Origin of the sequence: Undibacterium sp. GrIS 1.8 (genome assembly GCF_040544445.1) — a bacterium.
Classification (GTDB): domain Bacteria; phylum Pseudomonadota; class Gammaproteobacteria; order Burkholderiales; family Burkholderiaceae_D; genus Undibacterium.
Genome location: NZ_JBEONQ010000015.1, coordinates 14,755 through 31,612, shown reverse-complemented (window position 1 = coordinate 31,612; position 16,858 = coordinate 14,755). Strand labels below are relative to the sequence as shown.

Below are 16,858 nucleotides of genomic sequence, written 5' to 3'. Positions count from 1 at the left end.
TTCTGTCTTTAATTACTTAACTTTATACAGCCATGCTGCTCATTCCTGCTATCGACCTGAAAGACGGTCACTGCGTACGCCTTAAACAAGGTGATATGAACCAAGCCACCGTGTTCTCCGAAGACCCCGCCGAGATGGCGCGTCATTGGCTAGAGCAAGGCGCAAGACGACTACATCTGGTCGATCTGAACGGAGCTTTCGCAGGTAAGCCAAAAAATGAAACAGCAGTCAAAGCGATTTTGAAGGCGGTGCGTGAGTTTGCGGAAGAAAATGATATTGATGAAATCCCGGTGCAACTCGGTGGCGGTATACGTGATCTGGATACGATAGAGCGTTATCTGGATGACGGTATCAGCTACATCATCATCGGCACCGCAGCAGTCAAAAATCCTGGATTTCTGGCAGATGCCTGTGGTGCCTTCCCAGGACAAATTATTGTCGGTATTGACGCCAAAGATGGCAAGGTCGCTACCGATGGCTGGAGCAAACTGTCGGGTCATGAAGTCATCGATCTGGCGAAAAAATTTGAAGGTTACGGCGTCGAGTCGATTATTTATACCGACATCGGCCGCGATGGCATGATGGGCGGCGTCAATATCGAAGCCACAGTCAAGCTGGCGCAAGCTGTGAGTATTCCGGTGATTGCATCTGGCGGCGTCCATAATCTGCAAGATGTTGAAGCCTTGTGCGCGGTGCAAGGCGAGGGGATAGAAGGCGTGATTTGTGGCCGTTCTATTTACGAAGGCACATTAGATCTTGCCAGCGCACAGGAACGCGCCGATGAATTTGATGACATAGACGATAGCGAAGAAAATTAAGTATGGCTTTAGCAAAGCGCATTATCCCTTGTCTTGACGTGACTGCTGGTCGTGTCGTCAAGGGCATCAATTTTCAGGAACTGCGTGACGCCGGTGATCCAGTTGAGATTGCGCGCCGCTATGATGGACAAGGCGCTGATGAAATTACCTTTCTTGATATCACCGCGTCCAGTGACGGACGCGATTTAATTTTGCCGATTATCGAGGCAGTCGCGTCACAAGTATTTATTCCTTTAACGGTGGGTGGTGGCGTACGCACTGTGGCCGATGTGCGTCGCTTATTAAATGCCGGTGCAGATAAGATTGGCATCAACACATCTGCGGTGACCAATCCGCAATTGGTGTTTGAAGCATCGCAAAAATACGGATCACAGTGCATTGTTGTGGCGATTGACGCAAAACAAACGGCGCCTGGAAAATGGGAAGTCTTTACGCATGGCGGTCGCAACGCCACTGGCTTAGATGCAGTGGAGTGGGCGCAAAATATGGCACGCTTGGGCGCTGGAGAAATTCTGCTGACTAGTATGGACAGAGATGGCACCAAGATTGGTTTTGACCTGGGACTGACACGTGCAGTGTCGGACGCAGTCTCAATACCGGTGATCGCTTCCGGTGGCGTTGGTGGTCTACAAGACTTAGCCGACGGCATCAAAATCGGTGGCGCTGATGCGGTACTCGCCGCAAGTATTTTCCATTATGGACAACATACCGTGCAAGAAGCCAAGAAATTCATGGCAGCACAACAGATTTCAATGAGACTGTCATGAGCGCGTCAAAATGGTTGAATAAAGTGCGCTGGGACGATCAAGGTCTGGTACCTGTGATTGCGCAAGAAGCATCCAGCAATGATGTGCTGATGTTTGCCTGGATGAACCGCGATGCACTAACCAAAACAGTGGAATTAGGCGAGGCCGTTTACTGGAGCCGTTCGCGTAAAAAGTTATGGCACAAAGGTGAAGAATCCGGTCATGTTCAAAAGGTATTAGAGATACGCCTGGATTGTGATGAAGACGTGGTATTGCTCAAAATAGAACAAGTCGATAGCATCGCTTGCCATACGGGTCGCCATTCTTGCTTCTTCCAAAAGTTTGAAGGTGGCGTCAATGACGGTGACTGGGAGGCAGTTGATCCGGTCTTAAAAGACCCAGAAACCATCTACAAATAATGACCAGTAATCAGAAAAGATTGTATGAGTGAAACCTTAAAGCGACTGTCTGAAGTCATTGAGAGCCGCAAAGCTGCTAACGGCGGCGACCCGGCAACTTCGTATGTCGCGCGTTTGTTTTCCAAGGGCGACGACGCGATACTCAAAAAAATTGGCGAAGAAGCGACCGAAACTGTAATGGCCGCCAAAGATGCCCGTGTATCAGGTGACAAATCTAAAGTCTTGTATGAATGTGCCGATCTCTGGTTTCATTCCATGGTCTTGCTGGCACAGTTTGATTTGACACCGCAAGATGTCTTGAATGAGTTGGCAAGACGCGAAGGCTTATCTGGTATCGAGGAAAAAGCTTCCCGCCCAGATTAAGTTAGAACTTACGCGAAATCGCCCCAGCTGCGTTGCAGCGCCTAGTCGTACTAAAGTACTGCCTTCGTCGCTACGCCTTGCTGGGACAATTTGGCATAAGTCCTATAAGAATTTAAGCAAATTTTTTAACTGTATTTCAACCGTCTTGCACAACAATATGAGGACACCGTGAGTAACTGTATTTTCTGTAAAATTGTGGCAAAACAAATTCCGTCTAGTGTGGTTTATGAAGACGAAGAGTTTCTGGCGTTTAAAGATATTAATCCTGCTGCTCCGGTGCATTTTTTAATTATTCCCAAGCAGCATGTAGAAACTCTGGCGCAAACAACTCCGGAGCATGCAGGCATGTTGGGGCGGATGTTAGCGCTGGCGCCTAAATTGGCGCAAGAGCAAGGTTGCGGTCTCACGCAAGATATCGATGGTAACGTCAGTGGTGGTTACAAGACGCTGATCAACACCGGACCGGATGGCGGGCAAGAGGTGTATCATCTTCATTTACATGTGATTGGCGGTCCGCAGCCATGGCGCGGTCAGCGATAGTTCCGCATCAACCGCTTCTTATAGATCAATAATTTGTCTGAGCGTTCACGCTCGTTTTAGGAGATATCATGGGTTCATTCAGTATTTGGCACTGGTTAATTGTGTTGGTCATTGTGATGCTGGTATTCGGCACCAAAAAAATTGGCAACATCGGGTCCGATCTTGGCAAGGCTGTCAAAGGTTTTAAAGACGGCGTCAAGGGCGAAGAAGAGAAGGCTGCAGACGCACAAAAAGTCGCGGATAAAACATCGGGTACAACAATTGATGTTGATGCTAAAGAAAAATCCAAGCTCTGATGTTGCTACCTCAGATTGCTAGCCTCTGGTTTTAAAAGACACCACTCATGATAGATCTTGGCATCAGTAAGTTGGCGTTAATTGGCGTGGTTGCTTTAATCGTAATCGGTCCTGAAAAACTGCCAAAAGTAGCGCGTATGGCTGGCACTTTATTTGGTCGTGCCCAACGTTACATCAACGAAGTGAAATCGGAAGTCAGTCGTGAGATTGAGCTTGATGAGTTGCGTCAGATGCATAAAGATGCGCAAGAGGCAGTGCAGGACGTCGGGCAGTCGATTGCTAAAGGTTTGTCTGAAACGCAGAACGATATCCGCTCTGCCTGGCAAGATCCAGAAACGGATTCTTCCTTGCTCAATCCACCCAGCGTGAGTCATCTGGCTTTTAAGGCAAAAGATTTCCGTCGTAAAAAGATCGCTAAGACATCAGCAATTCCTGCCTGGTATAAAAATCGTCATGGCGGTCGCAGTCATGTGATGTCCGGCGCGGCGCGGGTTGCCAAGTTCAGAGCAAAACGCAATTCTTCCGCCAGTTTCTTTTAAATGACATGCCTTATCGCTAGTCATATCATTTTCCACATTGTTATAGGTTCTGCACCAGCATGAGTGACCCACAAGTATCGGGAGTTGAAGACACGTTTATCTCGCATCTGGTCGAATTGCGTGATCGGCTGGTCAAAGCATCGATCGGTATTGCGATTGTCTGTGCGGCTTTGTTTGCCTGGCCCGGGCCTTCTGCCATTTATGATTTTCTGGCGAAGCCGATGATTGCATCCTTGCCTGTTGGTGCCAAGATGATTGCGACGGGTGTGATTTCTCCTTTTCTGGTACCGATGAAAGTGACCTTGCTTTTAGCGTTTATGCTGGCGCTACCATGGGTGTTGTATCAAGTCTGGGCATTTGTCGCGCCTGGTTTATATTCGCATGAGAAAAGGTTGGTGGCGCCTTTAGTGATTTCCTCTTCACTGCTGTTTTTTTCTGGCGTGGCGTTTTGTTATTTCTTCGTGTTTGGGCGCGTATTTAAATTCATCAGCGAGTTTGCACCGACCTCAATTACCGTTTCGCCGGACATAGAAAATTACCTCGATTTTGTGATGTCGATGTGCCTTGCCTTTGGCATGACATTTGAAGTGCCGATTGTGGTCGTGGTGTTGGTACGCATGGGACTGGTATCGGTAGAGCAGTTGAAGGCGATGCGTCCTTACATCATCGTCGGCGCCTTTGTGGTTGCCGCGATTGTGACGCCACCTGACATAGTCAGCCAGTTCTCACTGGCATTGCCGATGTGGTTTTTATTTGAATTGGGTTTGCTGGTGGCTCCGATCTTTGTCAAAGCCACGCAAGCACCGGATGAAGTCCCTGATTAGTCTTGGGCCACGCTACTAGCGGCGGTGCGCAACCAGCTGACCAGGGGATAGGCTGCCTTAAAACCTTCGGTGACAATTTCCCCCATTTGTTCTGGCGTGGTTTCATCCAGCGTAAACTCGGTCCAGACCATAAAATTCTTCAGCTTAATTTGCTCGATGTGCGGCGATTCTGGATCAAAGCCTTTGGGCGGCCGGGTTAATTTCCCTTCCTCTTGCAAGCTACCAAAAATTTGTTTCAGCCCTTTATTTTTTAAGACTTTAGAAAAACCCTCTGGATCAGCCAGGATCTGATTGCGGATGGCGCGCAAGCGATCCGATGGCGGCATGTATTCGCCCACAGCGAAGAACAATCGTCCCGTCGCATCAATCTGAAAATAATAAGCAGGGCCACCACCTTCGCTAGGTTTCTTGCGACCGCTAGGCAAAATCGAGGCGGAGAAGGTGGTCTTGTAAGGCGATTTATCTGCAGAAAAGCGCATGTCGCGGTTGATACGGAACAAAGCTTTTTTGGGCTCGCAACCAATGATCGCCGGATCAAATTTGCTGATTTTAGCGATCAGATCAGTCACGAGTTCTAAAAATTCAGCGCGTAAAATATCGTAGCGAGGCTTGTTCATGACGAACCAGGCGCGGTTATTGTTTTCGGATAATTCGAACAGAAAGCGTTTTAAATCACGGATATGCATTGCGTGCCTTTGCGTCTTTTAAGTGCTGGTGAACCATGTATTAAATGTATATTTTTTATTGTGTAGTGCAGGGATGTAAAGCAAACCCCATGCATTGTTTAAATAATTGAATTGATCAAAATTCGTGCCAATTTCAATATACTCCCCCTCATTTTTATGAAAAATGCCGTATTGTCCAGTAAATGATTGGACAATTAAATATACATGGTGGGAGTATATTTAATGTTCACTAGCAGGCTGATTATGTATTTTAGATAAAATATTGGCTAAATCATACTAGCGCAGCAGCATATTAACTTTTTCCATTAGTGCGCGGAGTCGCTTATTCTTCTCGTTTTAGAACCGGGCGCTTGCCTATAAATACTTCAAACGTTGATTCTGCGGTATTGCGTAAAACGGCAATTTTAGCTTTTTGGTTGGGTGGCAATTGCGCAATCAGATTCAGCATTTCGGTAGTGTCGGCGACCGGTTTGCCTTCAATCGCCAGCAAAATATCACCCGGCTTGATGCCTGCTTTATCCGCTGGCCCACCACGAATTACGCCCGCAATAATCGCACCGGATTTTTGTTTGATGCCAAAACTTTCTGCCAGTTCTGGTGTGATGTCTTGCGGTTCTACGCCGATCCAACCGCGCACGACTTGCCCATTTTTGATAATCGATTCCATCACTGTTTTGATGGTGGTTACAGGAATTGCAAAGCCTATCCCCAGCGAGCCGCCGCTGCGGGAATAGATCGCAGTATTAATTCCTAATAAATTGCCGTTGACATCGACCAATGCGCCGCCCGAGTTGCCGGGATTGATCGCAGCATCGGTCTGGATAAAATTTTCAAAGGTATTGATGTCGAGATGATTGCGTCCCAGCGCAGAGATAATTCCCATCGTCACTGTTTGGCCCACGCCAAACGGATTACCGATCGCCAGCACCACATCACCGACGCTTGCTTGTTCGGGATGTCCTAATGTGATTGCAGGCAAATCCGGCAAATCAATTTTAATCACAGCCAAATCGGTCTCTGGATCAGTGCCTATGACTTTGGCAATCGATTTGCGCCCATCGGCTAACACGATATCAATTTCTTCAGCAGCTTCGACCACATGGTTGTTGGTCAGGATATAGCCCTCTGGACTGAGAATAACGCCAGAGCCAAGGCTGACTTGTTTTTCCGCTTGTTGATTCTGCTGGTCGCCAAAAAAGCGCTTTAGGAATGGATCGTTCAGCAAGGGATTATTTGTTTGCTTTGCCTCTTTTGAAGTGTAAATATTGACCACCGATGGCATCGCGCGCTTGGCCGCATTTCGATACGAACTTTGGCTGGCGACAGAATTTGCAGGTGCTTCTTGCATTGTGACTGTGGACGCCATGCGCAGGCTTTGATTGCCGCTGAACCCCTTGTTTGCCCATTCTGGTTTTAAGGTGGTTACAATAAACCAGAGTGCTAAAGCCACCGTAATGGTTTGCGCAAATAAGAGCCAGAGACGTCGCATAGAGGAACCAGAAAAAATGAATCAAGTGAAAATGACACAGCCGCAATCAGTGACGAGAGCAAAGCTATCGGACTATTTGGCAGAAGAGCTACAGATTAACCGCTTTCGTGATTATTGCCCAAATGGCGTGCAGGTGGAAGGGCGTGAACAGATTAAACGTATCGTGACCGGGGTCACGGCCAGTTTGGCGCTGCTGGAAAAAGCGGTTCATTTAAAAGCCGATGCGATCTTGGTACACCACGGTTATTTTTGGCGCGGCGAAGACATGCGAGTCATCGGGCAAAAGCACAAGAGGTTAAAGCTGTTGCTAGAGCATGATATTTCTTTGTTCGCCTACCATTTTCCGTTGGACATGCATGCTCAGCTCGGTAATAACGCACAACTGGCGCAGCAATTGAGCTTGTTACCAAAAGCGCGATTTGGTGAGGATGATCTGGGCTGGATCGGCATCGCTGAGGACGCCTCTCTGCGTACCGTCGGACAACTGGTCGCACAAATTGAAGCACGCCTGGGCCGCAAGCCTTTGTTGATTGGTGATCCAGAGCAGCTAGTCGCTAAGATCGCATGGTGTACCGGCGCGGCACAAAACATGCTGGATCAGGCGATCAGTGCCGGTGCCAGTGTCTACTTAAGTGGAGAAATTTCTGAACCCACCGTGCATCTGGCACGTGAGTCTGGCGTGGCTTATCTGGCATGCGGACATCATGCGACTGAACGATACGGCATACAGGCTTTGGGACAACACCTGGCTGAGAAGTTTGGGTTAGCGCATCATTTTGTCGATATCGATAATCCAGTTTGATATAAAAAAGCCGCTAATTCTTAAAGTTACTTTGAAATTAGCGGCTTTTTTATGCCTAAATTTTTACTGCAAGTGGGTGTTACTTTTTTAAGGCATCACGAATTTCACGCAGCAAAATCACATCCTCAGGTGTTACCGGCGCTGCAGCTGGTGCTGCCGGCTCGTCCTTTTTCATCTTGTTAAACATTCTTACCATTTGAAAAATCAGAAAAGCCAAAATAACAAAGTTAAGTGCAATCGTGATGAAATTACCGTATGCCAGTACGGCACCAGCTTTTTTTGCTTCTACCAAGGTAAGGCCGCTAGCCTGACCATTTAACGCTACATAGTAGTTGGAAAAATCTAAACCACCGAAAATTTTACCAACAACAGGCATCACGATATCGGCTACCAAAGAGTCAACAATCTTGCCAAACGCTGCACCAATGATGACGCCGACCGCTAAATCAACCACATTGCCTTTGCTGGCAAAACTCTTAAATTCTTGCATCATGCTCATGTTGACTCCCAGGTTATGTATGACAAAGTAGCAATATTTTAATCCGCAAAGGCAAATTACATGGTGGTTTATTTGTCAAACTTTGTGTCGATTACTTTGAGCGTTTTCTGCTTGATAAGAAATAATCAACGGAAAGCATCAAAATAACCGACAAAACTGAAAAAAAGCGCCGCAGTTTGAACCTATAAACAACTTTTGCTTTAAAACCACTCTCGGCTCCTTTATAATTTAAGGTTGCTAGAAGTAGGTTTATGCTTCGACAAGTTTTGATTTTTGACAGATTGGGGTTGGTATGAGTATTGAAAAGCAGGTCGATTCTGGCCGCCGCGGCTTACTCGTCGCCACGTGCGCGGCGGGTGGTGTTGCAGGTTTAGCAACGGCAGGTGCGCTAGTCAGCACCTTTCAGCCGTCTGAACGTGCTAAGGCGGCAGGTGCGCCGGTAGAAGTAGATATTTCGACTTTAAATCCGGGTGAGATGAGAACAGTAGAATGGCGCGGTAAACCAGTTTGGATACTCAAGCGCACGCCGGAAATGATGGCGAGTCTTGCTAGCACTGAAGACAAGGTTGCCGATCCAAAATCGTTGAAGCCTTACACGATGGAATTACCTGATTATTGCGATAAACAGAGCCGCTCCCGTAAAGAGCATGCAGATGTGTTGATTGCAGTCGGTATTTGTTCTCACCTTGGTTGTTCCCCAAGTTCTAAATTTCAGGCTGGTGCGCAGCCATCTTTGCCGGATGACTGGGCAGGTGGTTTCTTGTGCCCATGCCACGGTTCAACTTTCGACCTGGCTGGTCGTGTTTTCAAAAACAAACCAGCTCCGCAAAATCTGGACGTGCCACGCCATATGTATTTGTCGGACACTAAAATTGTCATCGGTAAAGATCAGAAAGGCGAGGCTTAATCATGGCTTTTGTTGAAAAGAAGCTGCCAGCAGATGCACCTATTGCTGCTAAGGCGCTGAATTGGGTAGATTCCCGTTTTCCGTTGACCAAGCTATGGAATGATCAATGGGGTCAATACTACGCACCGAAGAACTTTAACTTCTGGTACATCTTCGGTTCTCTGGCAATGTTGGTGCTGGTGATACAGATTGTCACTGGTATTTTCCTGGTCATGCATTATAAGCCTGATGCTAATCTGGCATTTGCTTCGGTTGAGTACATCATGCGCGAGGTGCCTGCTGGTTGGTTTGTGCGATATGCACATTCAACCGGCGCGTCGGCATTCTTCATTATTATCTATCTTCACATGACACGTGCGCTGATGTACGGTTCATACCGTAAGCCACGCGAATTGATATGGTTGTTCGGTTTCGCAATTTTCCTGTGTTTGATGGCAGAAGCCTTCTTTGGTTACTTGCTGCCTTGGGGACAAATGTCGTATTGGGGCGCACAAGTTATTGTTAACTTATTCGGCGCAATTCCTTTTATTGGCCCTGATCTGTCTCTATGGATACGTGGTGATTATGTGGTGTCTGATGCGACGCTGAATCGCTTCTTCTCGTTCCACGTGATTGCGATTCCTCTGGTCTTGTTAGGATTGGTTGCAGCGCATTTAATCGCTTTGCACGAAGTCGGATCGAATAATCCTGATGGCATTGAAATTAAAGACAATATCGGTGCAGATGGGCATCCAGTTGACGGTATCCCTTCCCATCCTTATTACACTTTCCATGATATTTTTGGTGTCACCGTATTTTTAACAATTTTCAGCGCGATTATTTTCTTTGCGCCGGAAATGGGCGGTTACTTCCTTGAATACAATAATTTTATTCCTGCCGATTCACTGAAAACACCTTCACATATCGCGCCGACCTGGTATTTCACGCCGTTTTATTCCATTTTGCGTGCTACTACATCTGAGTTTTTATATGTGGTACAAGCTGGTGTCGTTGCCTATGTCGCTTTGATTTTCCTGACAACTAGATTGCCGCAATTGATTAAGATTGCAATTGCTGCGGTAGGCTTATTAGCCATCGTTGGCATGATGCCTTTTGGTCTGGATGCAAAATTCTGGGGCGTTGTACTGTTTGGCGGTTCAGTGATGATATTGGGTGGCCTGCCGTGGTTGGATCTGTCTCCCGTTAAGTCGATTCGTTATCGTCCAGAGTGGCATAAATATGTCTATATCGTATTTGGCATTGCTTTTGTCGCCTTAGGTTATTTGGGTGTTCAGCCGCCATCACCATTGTTTGAACGTATTTCACAAGTATGTGCAGTTCTTTACTTTTCGTTCTTCTTGCTGATGCCTTGGTGGAGCACGATGGGTACATTTAAGACTCCACCGAAGCGCGTTACTTTTTCTGCGCACTAGGCATACTCAGCGCGACTAAATGTGATGTTATGCACCCAAGTAAGCGTCAAAGGAATTAAAAGTATGAAATTATTTAAAAAATTAATCGCAACTTTGGCTTTTGTTCCAGCCCTAGCTTTGGCGAATGAAGGCGGATATCCATTAGATCAGGCACCAGATCGCTCAACCGATATGGCTGCCTTACAGCATGGCGCTAAATTATTCGTCAACTACTGCTTGAATTGCCATTCTGCTTCAGCAATGCGTTACAACCGTCTGAAAGACATTGGTCTGACAGATGATCAAATCAAAGCTAATTTGCTGTTTACTGGCGAAAAAGTGGGTGATTTGATGAAAACGACCTTGACTGCAAAAGATGCCAAAGCCTGGTTCGGTGCAGTTCCGCCGGATTTGTCGGTAATCGCTCGTGCTAAAGCATCTGGTGCGGGTTCCGGTGCTGATTGGATTTACACTTATCTGCGTACTTATTACAAAGATGAGACTCGTCCAACTGGCTGGAATAATATGGTGTTCCCAAATGTTGGCATGCCGCATGTACTGTGGGAGTTGCAAGGCGTGCGTACAGCTAAATTTGTGGAAGAAAAAGATGAGCATGACGCATCCAAAACTGTTCATAAATTTGAAGGTTTTGAAACAGTCACTGCAGGTACTCTGACCGGACCTGAGTACGACATAGCGGTTGCAGACTTGGTCGGATATCTTCAATGGATGGGTGAGCCTGCACAAAAAACACGTACCAAACTCGGCGTATGGGTTTTAATGTTCCTCGCAGGATTGAGTTTCTTGGCATGGCGCTTAAATGCATCATTCTGGAAAGAAGTTAAGTAATTTTGGTAATTTAGTCGTCTGTAAAAAGAAGTTTTAGTTGGTGTTGTAGCTCAGGTTTTAGCTCAGTCTTAATCTAAGTTTTTAGTGTCGCTTGAACTTTTTTAGCAGATGTGTCATCCCAGGGTGAGGTACGCAAATTGGTGCCTCGCCCTAATCGTTTTTAAGGAACTATAAAAATGATGGTTCTCTACTCGGGCACAACTTGCCCATTCTCTCAGCGTTGCCGTCTAGTGTTGTTTGAAAAAGGTATGGATTTTGAAATTCGTGATGTTGATTTATTCAACAAACCGGAAGACATTTCCACGATGAATCCTTACGGTCAAGTGCCAATTCTGGTTGAGCGCGAATTGATTTTGTATGAATCAAATATCATCAATGAATACATTGATGAGCGTTTCCCACATCCGCAACTGATGCCGGCTGATCCATTGCAACGTGCCCGTGCTCGTTTGATGTTGTTCAATTTTGAAAAAGAATTGTTCATTCATGTGCATACATTGGAAAACGATAAATCGACTTCCTCTGCCAAAGTACAAGATAAAGCACGTGCAGAAATTCGTGATCGCCTGACGCAACTGGCACCACTGTTTATCAAGAACAAATACATGCTCGGTGATGAGTTCTCTATGCTGGATGTTGCTGTTGCACCTTTACTGTGGCGTCTGGATCATTATGGTATTGAATTGTCCAAAACGGCTGCACCGCTAATGAAATATGCTGAGCGTATTTTCTCTCGCCCAGCCTATATTGAGGCGCTGACACCATCCGAAAAAGTGATGCGTCGTTAATCGTTTTAATAAGTATGCACAATCAGTATTAATGCGCTGCAAAACAAGGCTGACGAGATGCAATCAAGTCAGCCTTGTCGTTTATAGAATCACAGACTATTCTTCAGTCACTTATCGTTCAGGAAATTTTCAAGCATGTCAGAAACGTCCACTAAACCTTATTTCATGCGCGCCATTTATGAATGGTGTACCGATAACGGCTACACGCCGTATATTGCAGTCAAAGTGAATGCCGCATCGCGGGTTCCTATGGAGTTTGTGCGTAATGGAGAGATAGTTCTTAACATTAGTTTTGGCGCGACTAGTAGCCTTAAGATGGACAACGAGGCGGTGACTTTTAAAGCGCGCTTTGGCGGAATTTCACGCGACATCTATGTTCCTGTTGAAAATGTACAAGCTGTCTATGCCAGTGAAAACGGTCAGGGTATGGCGTTTGAGGTGGATTTATCCGAAGCTTTGCATGAGCAAGCAGATTTACAGCCAATAACTACGGCAAGCAAAGTACCTGCTGCTGCGCTGAATTCTGCATCGGGGAACAAGCCGGTGCTAGGTCTGGCGGTAGTTAATACAAAAACTGAAAGCAATCCGGCTGGGCTGGCCTCGCAATCAGAAAAGCCGCAAGAATCGCAAAAAAAATCAGAAAAGCCCTCGCTAAAAATAATAAAATAGCCTATAATTTTGTTCTTCGAGATTGATTGCAGAATTAATTTTTGAAACAGTTTCGCCGACTTAGCTCATTTGGTAGAGCAGTTGACTTGTAATCATCAGGTGGCCAGTTCGATTCCGGCAGTCGGCACCAGTTAAAAACCCATCGTTAGCAATAACGGTGGGTTTTTGCTTTTCTGCCCCAGACATTCTTGGCAGTGTGGAATGGGCTCGATTGGATGTGTTTGGCTTTATTTAGCAATGCTGAACAAACTATTCTGTTCCTGACTTCATGCCGCTCCAGCGCGGTGCCAGTTCGGTCGCTATGCTAAACAGGTCTAATACTCTAGCAGTGGTGTGTTGCACCATCTCGTCAATGCTGGCAGGTTTGTGATAGAAGCTGGGAAGCGGGGGGAAGATGATGCCACCCATTTCTGTAACGGCGGTCATATTGCGTAAGTGTGCCAGATTGAAGGGCGTTTCGCGCACCATCAATACCAGCCGGCGGCGTTCTTTGAGGACGACATCGGCAGCGCGGGTGATCAGATTATCCGCCATGCCGTGGGCGACGGAGGCCAGAGTTTTCATCGAGCATGGCGCAATGACCATGCCGTCTGATTGAAACGACCCGCTAGCAATGCTGGCACCCACATCACGCACGTTATGCACAACATCTGCCAGTGCTTCAACGTCTTTGCGGCGCATGTCTAATTCTTGATGCAGCGTCAATGTGCCGGCTTCAGAAATCAGTAGGTGGCTCTCTATATGCGGCAACTCGCGGATAGCTTGTAGCAAGCGCACGCCGTACACCGCGCCTGTGGCGCCAGTGATGGCGATAATCAGGCGTTGGGGTGTTGGCATAGTGGGATGATGACGATGTTAAATAAATCAGGCTTTGATCAAGGCTTGTAGTTCGCCGTTTTCAAACATCTCATTCATGATGTCGGAGCCGCCGATGAATTCGCCGTTGATGTACAGCTGCGGTACGGTTGGCCAGTTGGAAAAATCTTTAATCCCTTGGCGTACAGCAGGATCTTCCAGCACATTGATTGTGACCAGATTCGTTGCGCCGGAGGTTTTTAGCAATTGAATGGCACGTCCAGAAAAGCCGCACTGTGGAAATTGTGCAGTACCTTTCATGAACAGTACGATAGGATTTTTGCTTACGGTTTCTTTGATCCAGGCTTGAACGTCGCTCATGGCTATTCCTTGGTTAACAATATGGCGTCATTATAAAGGAAATAGGACTTCCGCAAAAATGCTCTGCCTGTTAGCCCGCGTGGTCTTTTTTATGCTGGATATGTGAGGAACACTTGATCTTGACACGATTTTTTTGATCAGGTAATCGTCAAAGTCACATTATGCAAATAAATATACTCCCCCTTTGTATATTTGTATTGTCCAAATAAAGTCTGGACAATCAGCCTATTTCTATAAAAAATAAGGGGAGTATATTGTGCTGTGCCTCAGTTTCTATCTCAGTCTAACTATGAACGCAGCTTGGCAAAAGCGGCGGCCATCGCGCTACTGCCCGTACTTGGCGCGGCTGGGGCTGGCGATCGCTGGCGATGTTGGTCTAGACGTTTGGCGTCATTACGATCTGCTTTTTGCTCTGGCGTGCTGCCTGGTTGTGGCGCAGAGTCGGTCAGTCGCATGGTCAGCGCAATACGCTTGCGCTTTTCATCGACTTCCAGCACTTTTACTTTGACGACTTGTCCCGCTTTGACGACGGTATGAGGGTCTTTGACAAAGGTGTTGGAGAGTGCCGAAATATGCACTAATCCATCTTGATGCACGCCAATATCGACGAACGCACCGAATGCTGCGACGTTGGTGACCACACCTTCCAATATCATGTCAGGACGCAGATCGCGGATTTCTTCGACGCCGTCTTTGAAGGTCGCAGTGGTGAATTCAGGGCGAGGATCGCGGCCTGGTTTTTCCAGTTCTTTCAAAATATCGGTAATGGTCGGGATACCGAATTGTTCGTCTGCATATTTTGCTGGATTGAGCGATTTCAGCAAGCGTTCATCACCGATCACACCTGCGACATCTTTCTTGATATCCGCCAGGATTTTTTCCACCAATGGATAGGATTCAGGATGAACTGCTGATGCGTCGAGTGGATTATTTCCGCCCATCACGCGCAAGAATCCAGCCGCTTGTTCAAATGTTTTATCACCCAGGCGCGGCACCGACCGCAGATCGGCACGCGAGGTGAACATGCCTTTGGCATCACGATAATTCACGATACTTTGCGCCACTGACGACGACAAACCCGACACACGTGCCAACAAAGGTGCAGAGGCTGTATTGACATCGACACCGACCGCATTGACGCAATCTTCCACCACCGCATCGAGCGAACGGGCGAGTTGCGACTGGCCGACATCATGCTGATACTGACCGACGCCTATCGACTTCGGATCGATCTTCACCAGCTCTGCAAGCGGGTCTTGCAAGCGACGCGCAATGGATACCGCGCCACGAATGGATACATCTAAATCCGGCAGTTCTTTCGACGCAAATTCTGACGCGGAATACACCGATGCTCCGGCTTCTGATACCACGATTTTCGTCAGTTTGAGTTCAGGCTTTAGCTTGATTAAATCTTGCGCGAGTTTGTCGGTTTCACGCGATGCAGTGCCGTTACCAATCGAGATTAAAGAGACATTATGTTTCGCCGCCAACTGCGCCAATACATGCAGTGATCCATCCCAATCGTTACGCGGCTGATGCGGATAAATGGTGGCGTATTCCATGACCTTGCCAGTGGCATCAACGATCGCTACTTTGACGCCAGTACGCAGACCGGGATCGAGTCCCATAGTGGCGCGTGGCCCAGCCGGGGCGGCCAGCAACAGGGCTTTTAAATTCAAGGCAAATACGTGAATCGCTTCGACTTCAGCCTTCTCACGCAGATTACCCATCAATTCGGTTTCCAAATGCATAAATACTTTGACGCGCCAGCTCCAGCGCACCGTGTCGGCTAACCATTTGTCGGCAGGGCGACCGATATTGCTGACGCCAAACTTAGCGGCGATACGGCTTTCGCAAGGATTGAGCGGCGCATCCCATTTTGGCTTTTCTTCTTCTGTATCCAGGCGCAAAGTGACCGTCAGCATTTCTTCGCGGCGTCCGCGGAACATCGCTAGGGCGCGGTGTGATGGAATGGTGCCCAAGGTTTCGGAGTAATCGAAATAGTCGGCAAACTTGGCGCCAGCTTCTTCCTTGCCGGCGACAACTTTAGATTCGACAATGCCGTGGTCCAGCAGATATTCGCGGATCGCTTGCAATAAGGACGCATCTTCGGCAAAGCGTTCCATCAGAATCTGGCGTGCACCATCAAGCGCTGCCTTGGTATCGGCCACACCCGGATTGTCGCCGTTGCTAGTGCTGAAGGGCGCTTTTAAATAGGCGGCAGCTTCCTCTTCTGGATTCTTGCCTGGGTCAGCCAGCAAAGCATCAGCCAAATCTTGCAAGCCCGCTTCAATCGCAATCTGTGCCTTGGTGCGGCGCTTGAGTTTGTACGGCAAATATAAATCTTCAAGCCGGGTTTTGTCTTCGGCATGCGTGATCGCATCGAGCAGCACCGGCGTCATTTTGCCTTGTTCTTCAATCGAAGACATGATCGCAGAGCGACGGTCTTCGAGCTCGCGCAGATAGCGCAGACGCTCTTCTAACAAGCGCAATTGAATATCGTCCAAACCGCCGGTCGCCTCTTTGCGATAACGTGCAATAAAAGGCACGGTCGCGCCTTCATCTAGCAGGGCAATAGCAGCAGCCACTTGTACTGGTTTGGCGGCAAGTTCTAGGGCGAGACGTTGTTCGATGGAAGGCAGCATAAATAATGGTATGAGAGATAAACTCTGAGAATTAAAATCAAGTCGCAGATGATACGCGCTCTGTGTGATTGCACCAGTCTTGACATCACGCTGTAGTCGCAGTAATCAAGCCGATAATATGAATAATATGGGGAGTATCTAAAAATAATCACGTATTGTCCAATTAAGATATGGACAATTCATTTTGATATTGATATACCTACCCTCAGTATATGTAGGTTTTATTTTTTTAATGATGGCTATAAGCAAGCGACTTCAAGGTGCGAGCGGGACAAAATCTAGTTTTTTTCTACGCCGGATTGCCGGAAACCGATATTGGATATCGATGATAGTTTGTCCGTGAGGCAAGTATTTGCTGTAAAACTGGGTAAATCATCGTTGCCTAATCCTAGCCGAATCGGTATTTTAGGTA

At 47.3% G+C, this 16,858-nt stretch carries 20 protein-coding genes and 1 tRNA gene; 15 read left to right on the top strand and 6 right to left on the bottom strand.

Annotated elements, in window-relative coordinates; all coding sequences use genetic code 11:
* Positions 1-32: 32 nt before the first annotated feature.
* The 8 genes from hisA to tatC all read left to right on the top strand — a co-directional run bounded on the left by hisA (position 33) and on the right by tatC (position 4,545).
* Positions 33-818: a 1-(5-phosphoribosyl)-5-[(5-phosphoribosylamino)methylideneamino]imidazole-4-carboxamide isomerase gene (gene hisA / locus AAKU64_RS09115; protein WP_322121093.1), complete on the top strand. Its 786-nt coding sequence runs from the start codon at positions 33-35 to the stop codon at positions 816-818.
* Positions 819-820: 2 nt separating this feature from the next.
* Positions 821-1,585: an imidazole glycerol phosphate synthase subunit HisF gene (gene hisF / locus AAKU64_RS09110; protein ID WP_354330659.1), complete on the top strand. Its 765-nt coding sequence runs from the start codon at positions 821-823 to the stop codon at positions 1,583-1,585.
* Positions 1,582-1,983, top strand: a complete 402-nt coding sequence (gene hisI / locus AAKU64_RS09105) for a phosphoribosyl-AMP cyclohydrolase (RefSeq protein WP_322121095.1) — start codon at positions 1,582-1,584, stop codon at positions 1,981-1,983. The genes hisF and hisI overlap by 4 nt, the downstream gene beginning before the upstream one ends.
* Before the next feature lie 24 nt (positions 1,984-2,007).
* Complete coding sequence (locus AAKU64_RS09100; RefSeq protein ID WP_322121096.1) at positions 2,008-2,346, top strand: phosphoribosyl-ATP diphosphatase; 339 nt, start codon at positions 2,008-2,010, stop codon at positions 2,344-2,346.
* A 168-nt stretch (positions 2,347-2,514) separates the two neighbouring features.
* On the top strand, positions 2,515-2,886 hold the full coding sequence (locus AAKU64_RS09095) for a histidine triad nucleotide-binding protein (protein ID WP_354362035.1): 372 nt from the start codon (positions 2,515-2,517) through the stop codon (positions 2,884-2,886).
* Between the two features lie 68 nt (positions 2,887-2,954).
* Positions 2,955-3,182 carry a Sec-independent protein translocase subunit TatA gene (gene tatA, locus AAKU64_RS09090; protein ID WP_322121098.1) on the top strand — a complete coding sequence of 76 codons (228 nt, stop codon included), beginning with the start codon at positions 2,955-2,957 and terminating at the stop codon, positions 3,180-3,182.
* A gap of 47 nt (positions 3,183-3,229) precedes the next feature.
* Positions 3,230-3,721, top strand: coding sequence for a Sec-independent protein translocase protein TatB (tatB, locus tag AAKU64_RS09085; protein ID WP_322121099.1), 492 nt, complete (start codon positions 3,230-3,232; stop codon positions 3,719-3,721).
* 59 nt (positions 3,722-3,780) lie between these two features.
* Positions 3,781-4,545 carry a twin-arginine translocase subunit TatC gene (gene tatC / locus AAKU64_RS09080; protein ID WP_354330664.1) on the top strand — a complete coding sequence of 255 codons (765 nt, stop codon included), beginning with the start codon at positions 3,781-3,783 and terminating at the stop codon, positions 4,543-4,545.
* On the opposite strand, the gene AAKU64_RS09075 is transcribed toward tatC, so the two are convergent.
* Positions 4,542-5,231, bottom strand: a complete 690-nt coding sequence (locus tag AAKU64_RS09075) for a DUF2461 domain-containing protein (RefSeq protein WP_354330666.1) — start codon at positions 5,229-5,231, stop codon at positions 4,542-4,544. The two genes, tatC and AAKU64_RS09075, sit on opposite strands and share 4 nt — an antisense overlap.
* A 322-nt stretch (positions 5,232-5,553) precedes the next feature.
* Positions 5,554-6,720: a Do family serine endopeptidase gene (locus AAKU64_RS09070; RefSeq protein WP_354362034.1), complete on the bottom strand. Its 1,167-nt coding sequence runs from the start codon at positions 6,718-6,720 to the stop codon at positions 5,554-5,556.
* A gap of 49 nt (positions 6,721-6,769) precedes the next feature.
* On the opposite strand from AAKU64_RS09070, the gene AAKU64_RS09065 reads away from it, so the two are divergent.
* Entirely contained in the window at positions 6,770-7,522 is a 753-nt protein-coding gene (locus AAKU64_RS09065) for a Nif3-like dinuclear metal center hexameric protein (protein WP_354362048.1), read from the top strand.
* A 79-nt stretch (positions 7,523-7,601) separates the two neighbouring features.
* Here AAKU64_RS09065 and mscL read toward each other — a convergent pair whose 3' ends face one another.
* Complete coding sequence (gene mscL, locus AAKU64_RS09060; RefSeq protein ID WP_322121103.1) at positions 7,602-8,021, bottom strand: large conductance mechanosensitive channel protein MscL; 420 nt, start codon at positions 8,019-8,021, stop codon at positions 7,602-7,604.
* A gap of 292 nt (positions 8,022-8,313) precedes the next feature.
* Between mscL and petA the strand changes: the two genes are divergently transcribed.
* From petA to AAKU64_RS09030, 6 genes are all read left to right on the top strand, one after another.
* On the top strand, positions 8,314-8,928 hold the full coding sequence (gene petA / locus AAKU64_RS09055; protein ID WP_354330670.1) for a ubiquinol-cytochrome c reductase iron-sulfur subunit: 615 nt from the start codon (positions 8,314-8,316) through the stop codon (positions 8,926-8,928).
* Positions 8,928-10,340, top strand: coding sequence for a cytochrome b (locus AAKU64_RS09050; protein ID WP_354330799.1), 1,413 nt, complete (start codon positions 8,928-8,930; stop codon positions 10,338-10,340). Before petA ends, AAKU64_RS09050 begins: the two co-directional genes overlap by 1 nt.
* Before the next feature lie 63 nt (positions 10,341-10,403).
* Positions 10,404-11,168 carry a cytochrome c1 gene (locus tag AAKU64_RS09045; protein ID WP_354330672.1) on the top strand — a complete coding sequence of 255 codons (765 nt, stop codon included), beginning with the start codon at positions 10,404-10,406 and terminating at the stop codon, positions 11,166-11,168.
* Positions 11,169-11,344: 176 nt separating this feature from the next.
* Positions 11,345-11,956 (top strand): glutathione S-transferase N-terminal domain-containing protein, encoded by a 612-nt coding sequence (locus tag AAKU64_RS09040; protein ID WP_262838127.1) that lies wholly within the window; start codon positions 11,345-11,347, stop codon positions 11,954-11,956.
* A gap of 135 nt (positions 11,957-12,091) precedes the next feature.
* A complete protein-coding gene (locus tag AAKU64_RS09035; protein ID WP_354362033.1) occupies positions 12,092-12,625 on the top strand; it encodes a ClpXP protease specificity-enhancing factor in 534 nt (177 codons plus the stop codon).
* A 54-nt stretch (positions 12,626-12,679) separates the two neighbouring features.
* Positions 12,680-12,755, top strand: a tRNA-Thr gene (locus tag AAKU64_RS09030).
* Positions 12,756-12,874: 119 nt separating this feature from the next.
* Here AAKU64_RS09030 and AAKU64_RS09025 read toward each other — a convergent pair.
* The 3 genes from AAKU64_RS09025 to AAKU64_RS09015 all read right to left on the bottom strand — a co-directional run bounded on the left by AAKU64_RS09025 (position 12,875) and on the right by AAKU64_RS09015 (position 16,446).
* Positions 12,875-13,462, bottom strand: coding sequence for a UbiX family flavin prenyltransferase (locus AAKU64_RS09025; protein WP_354330676.1), 588 nt, complete (start codon positions 13,460-13,462; stop codon positions 12,875-12,877).
* 27 nt (positions 13,463-13,489) lie between these two features.
* On the bottom strand, positions 13,490-13,801 hold the full coding sequence (gene grxD, locus AAKU64_RS09020) for a Grx4 family monothiol glutaredoxin (protein ID WP_354330678.1): 312 nt from the start codon (positions 13,799-13,801) through the stop codon (positions 13,490-13,492).
* A gap of 287 nt (positions 13,802-14,088) precedes the next feature.
* A complete protein-coding gene (locus AAKU64_RS09015) occupies positions 14,089-16,446 on the bottom strand; it encodes a Tex family protein (protein WP_354362032.1) in 2,358 nt (785 codons plus the stop codon).
* Between the last annotated feature and the right edge of the window lie 412 nt (positions 16,447-16,858).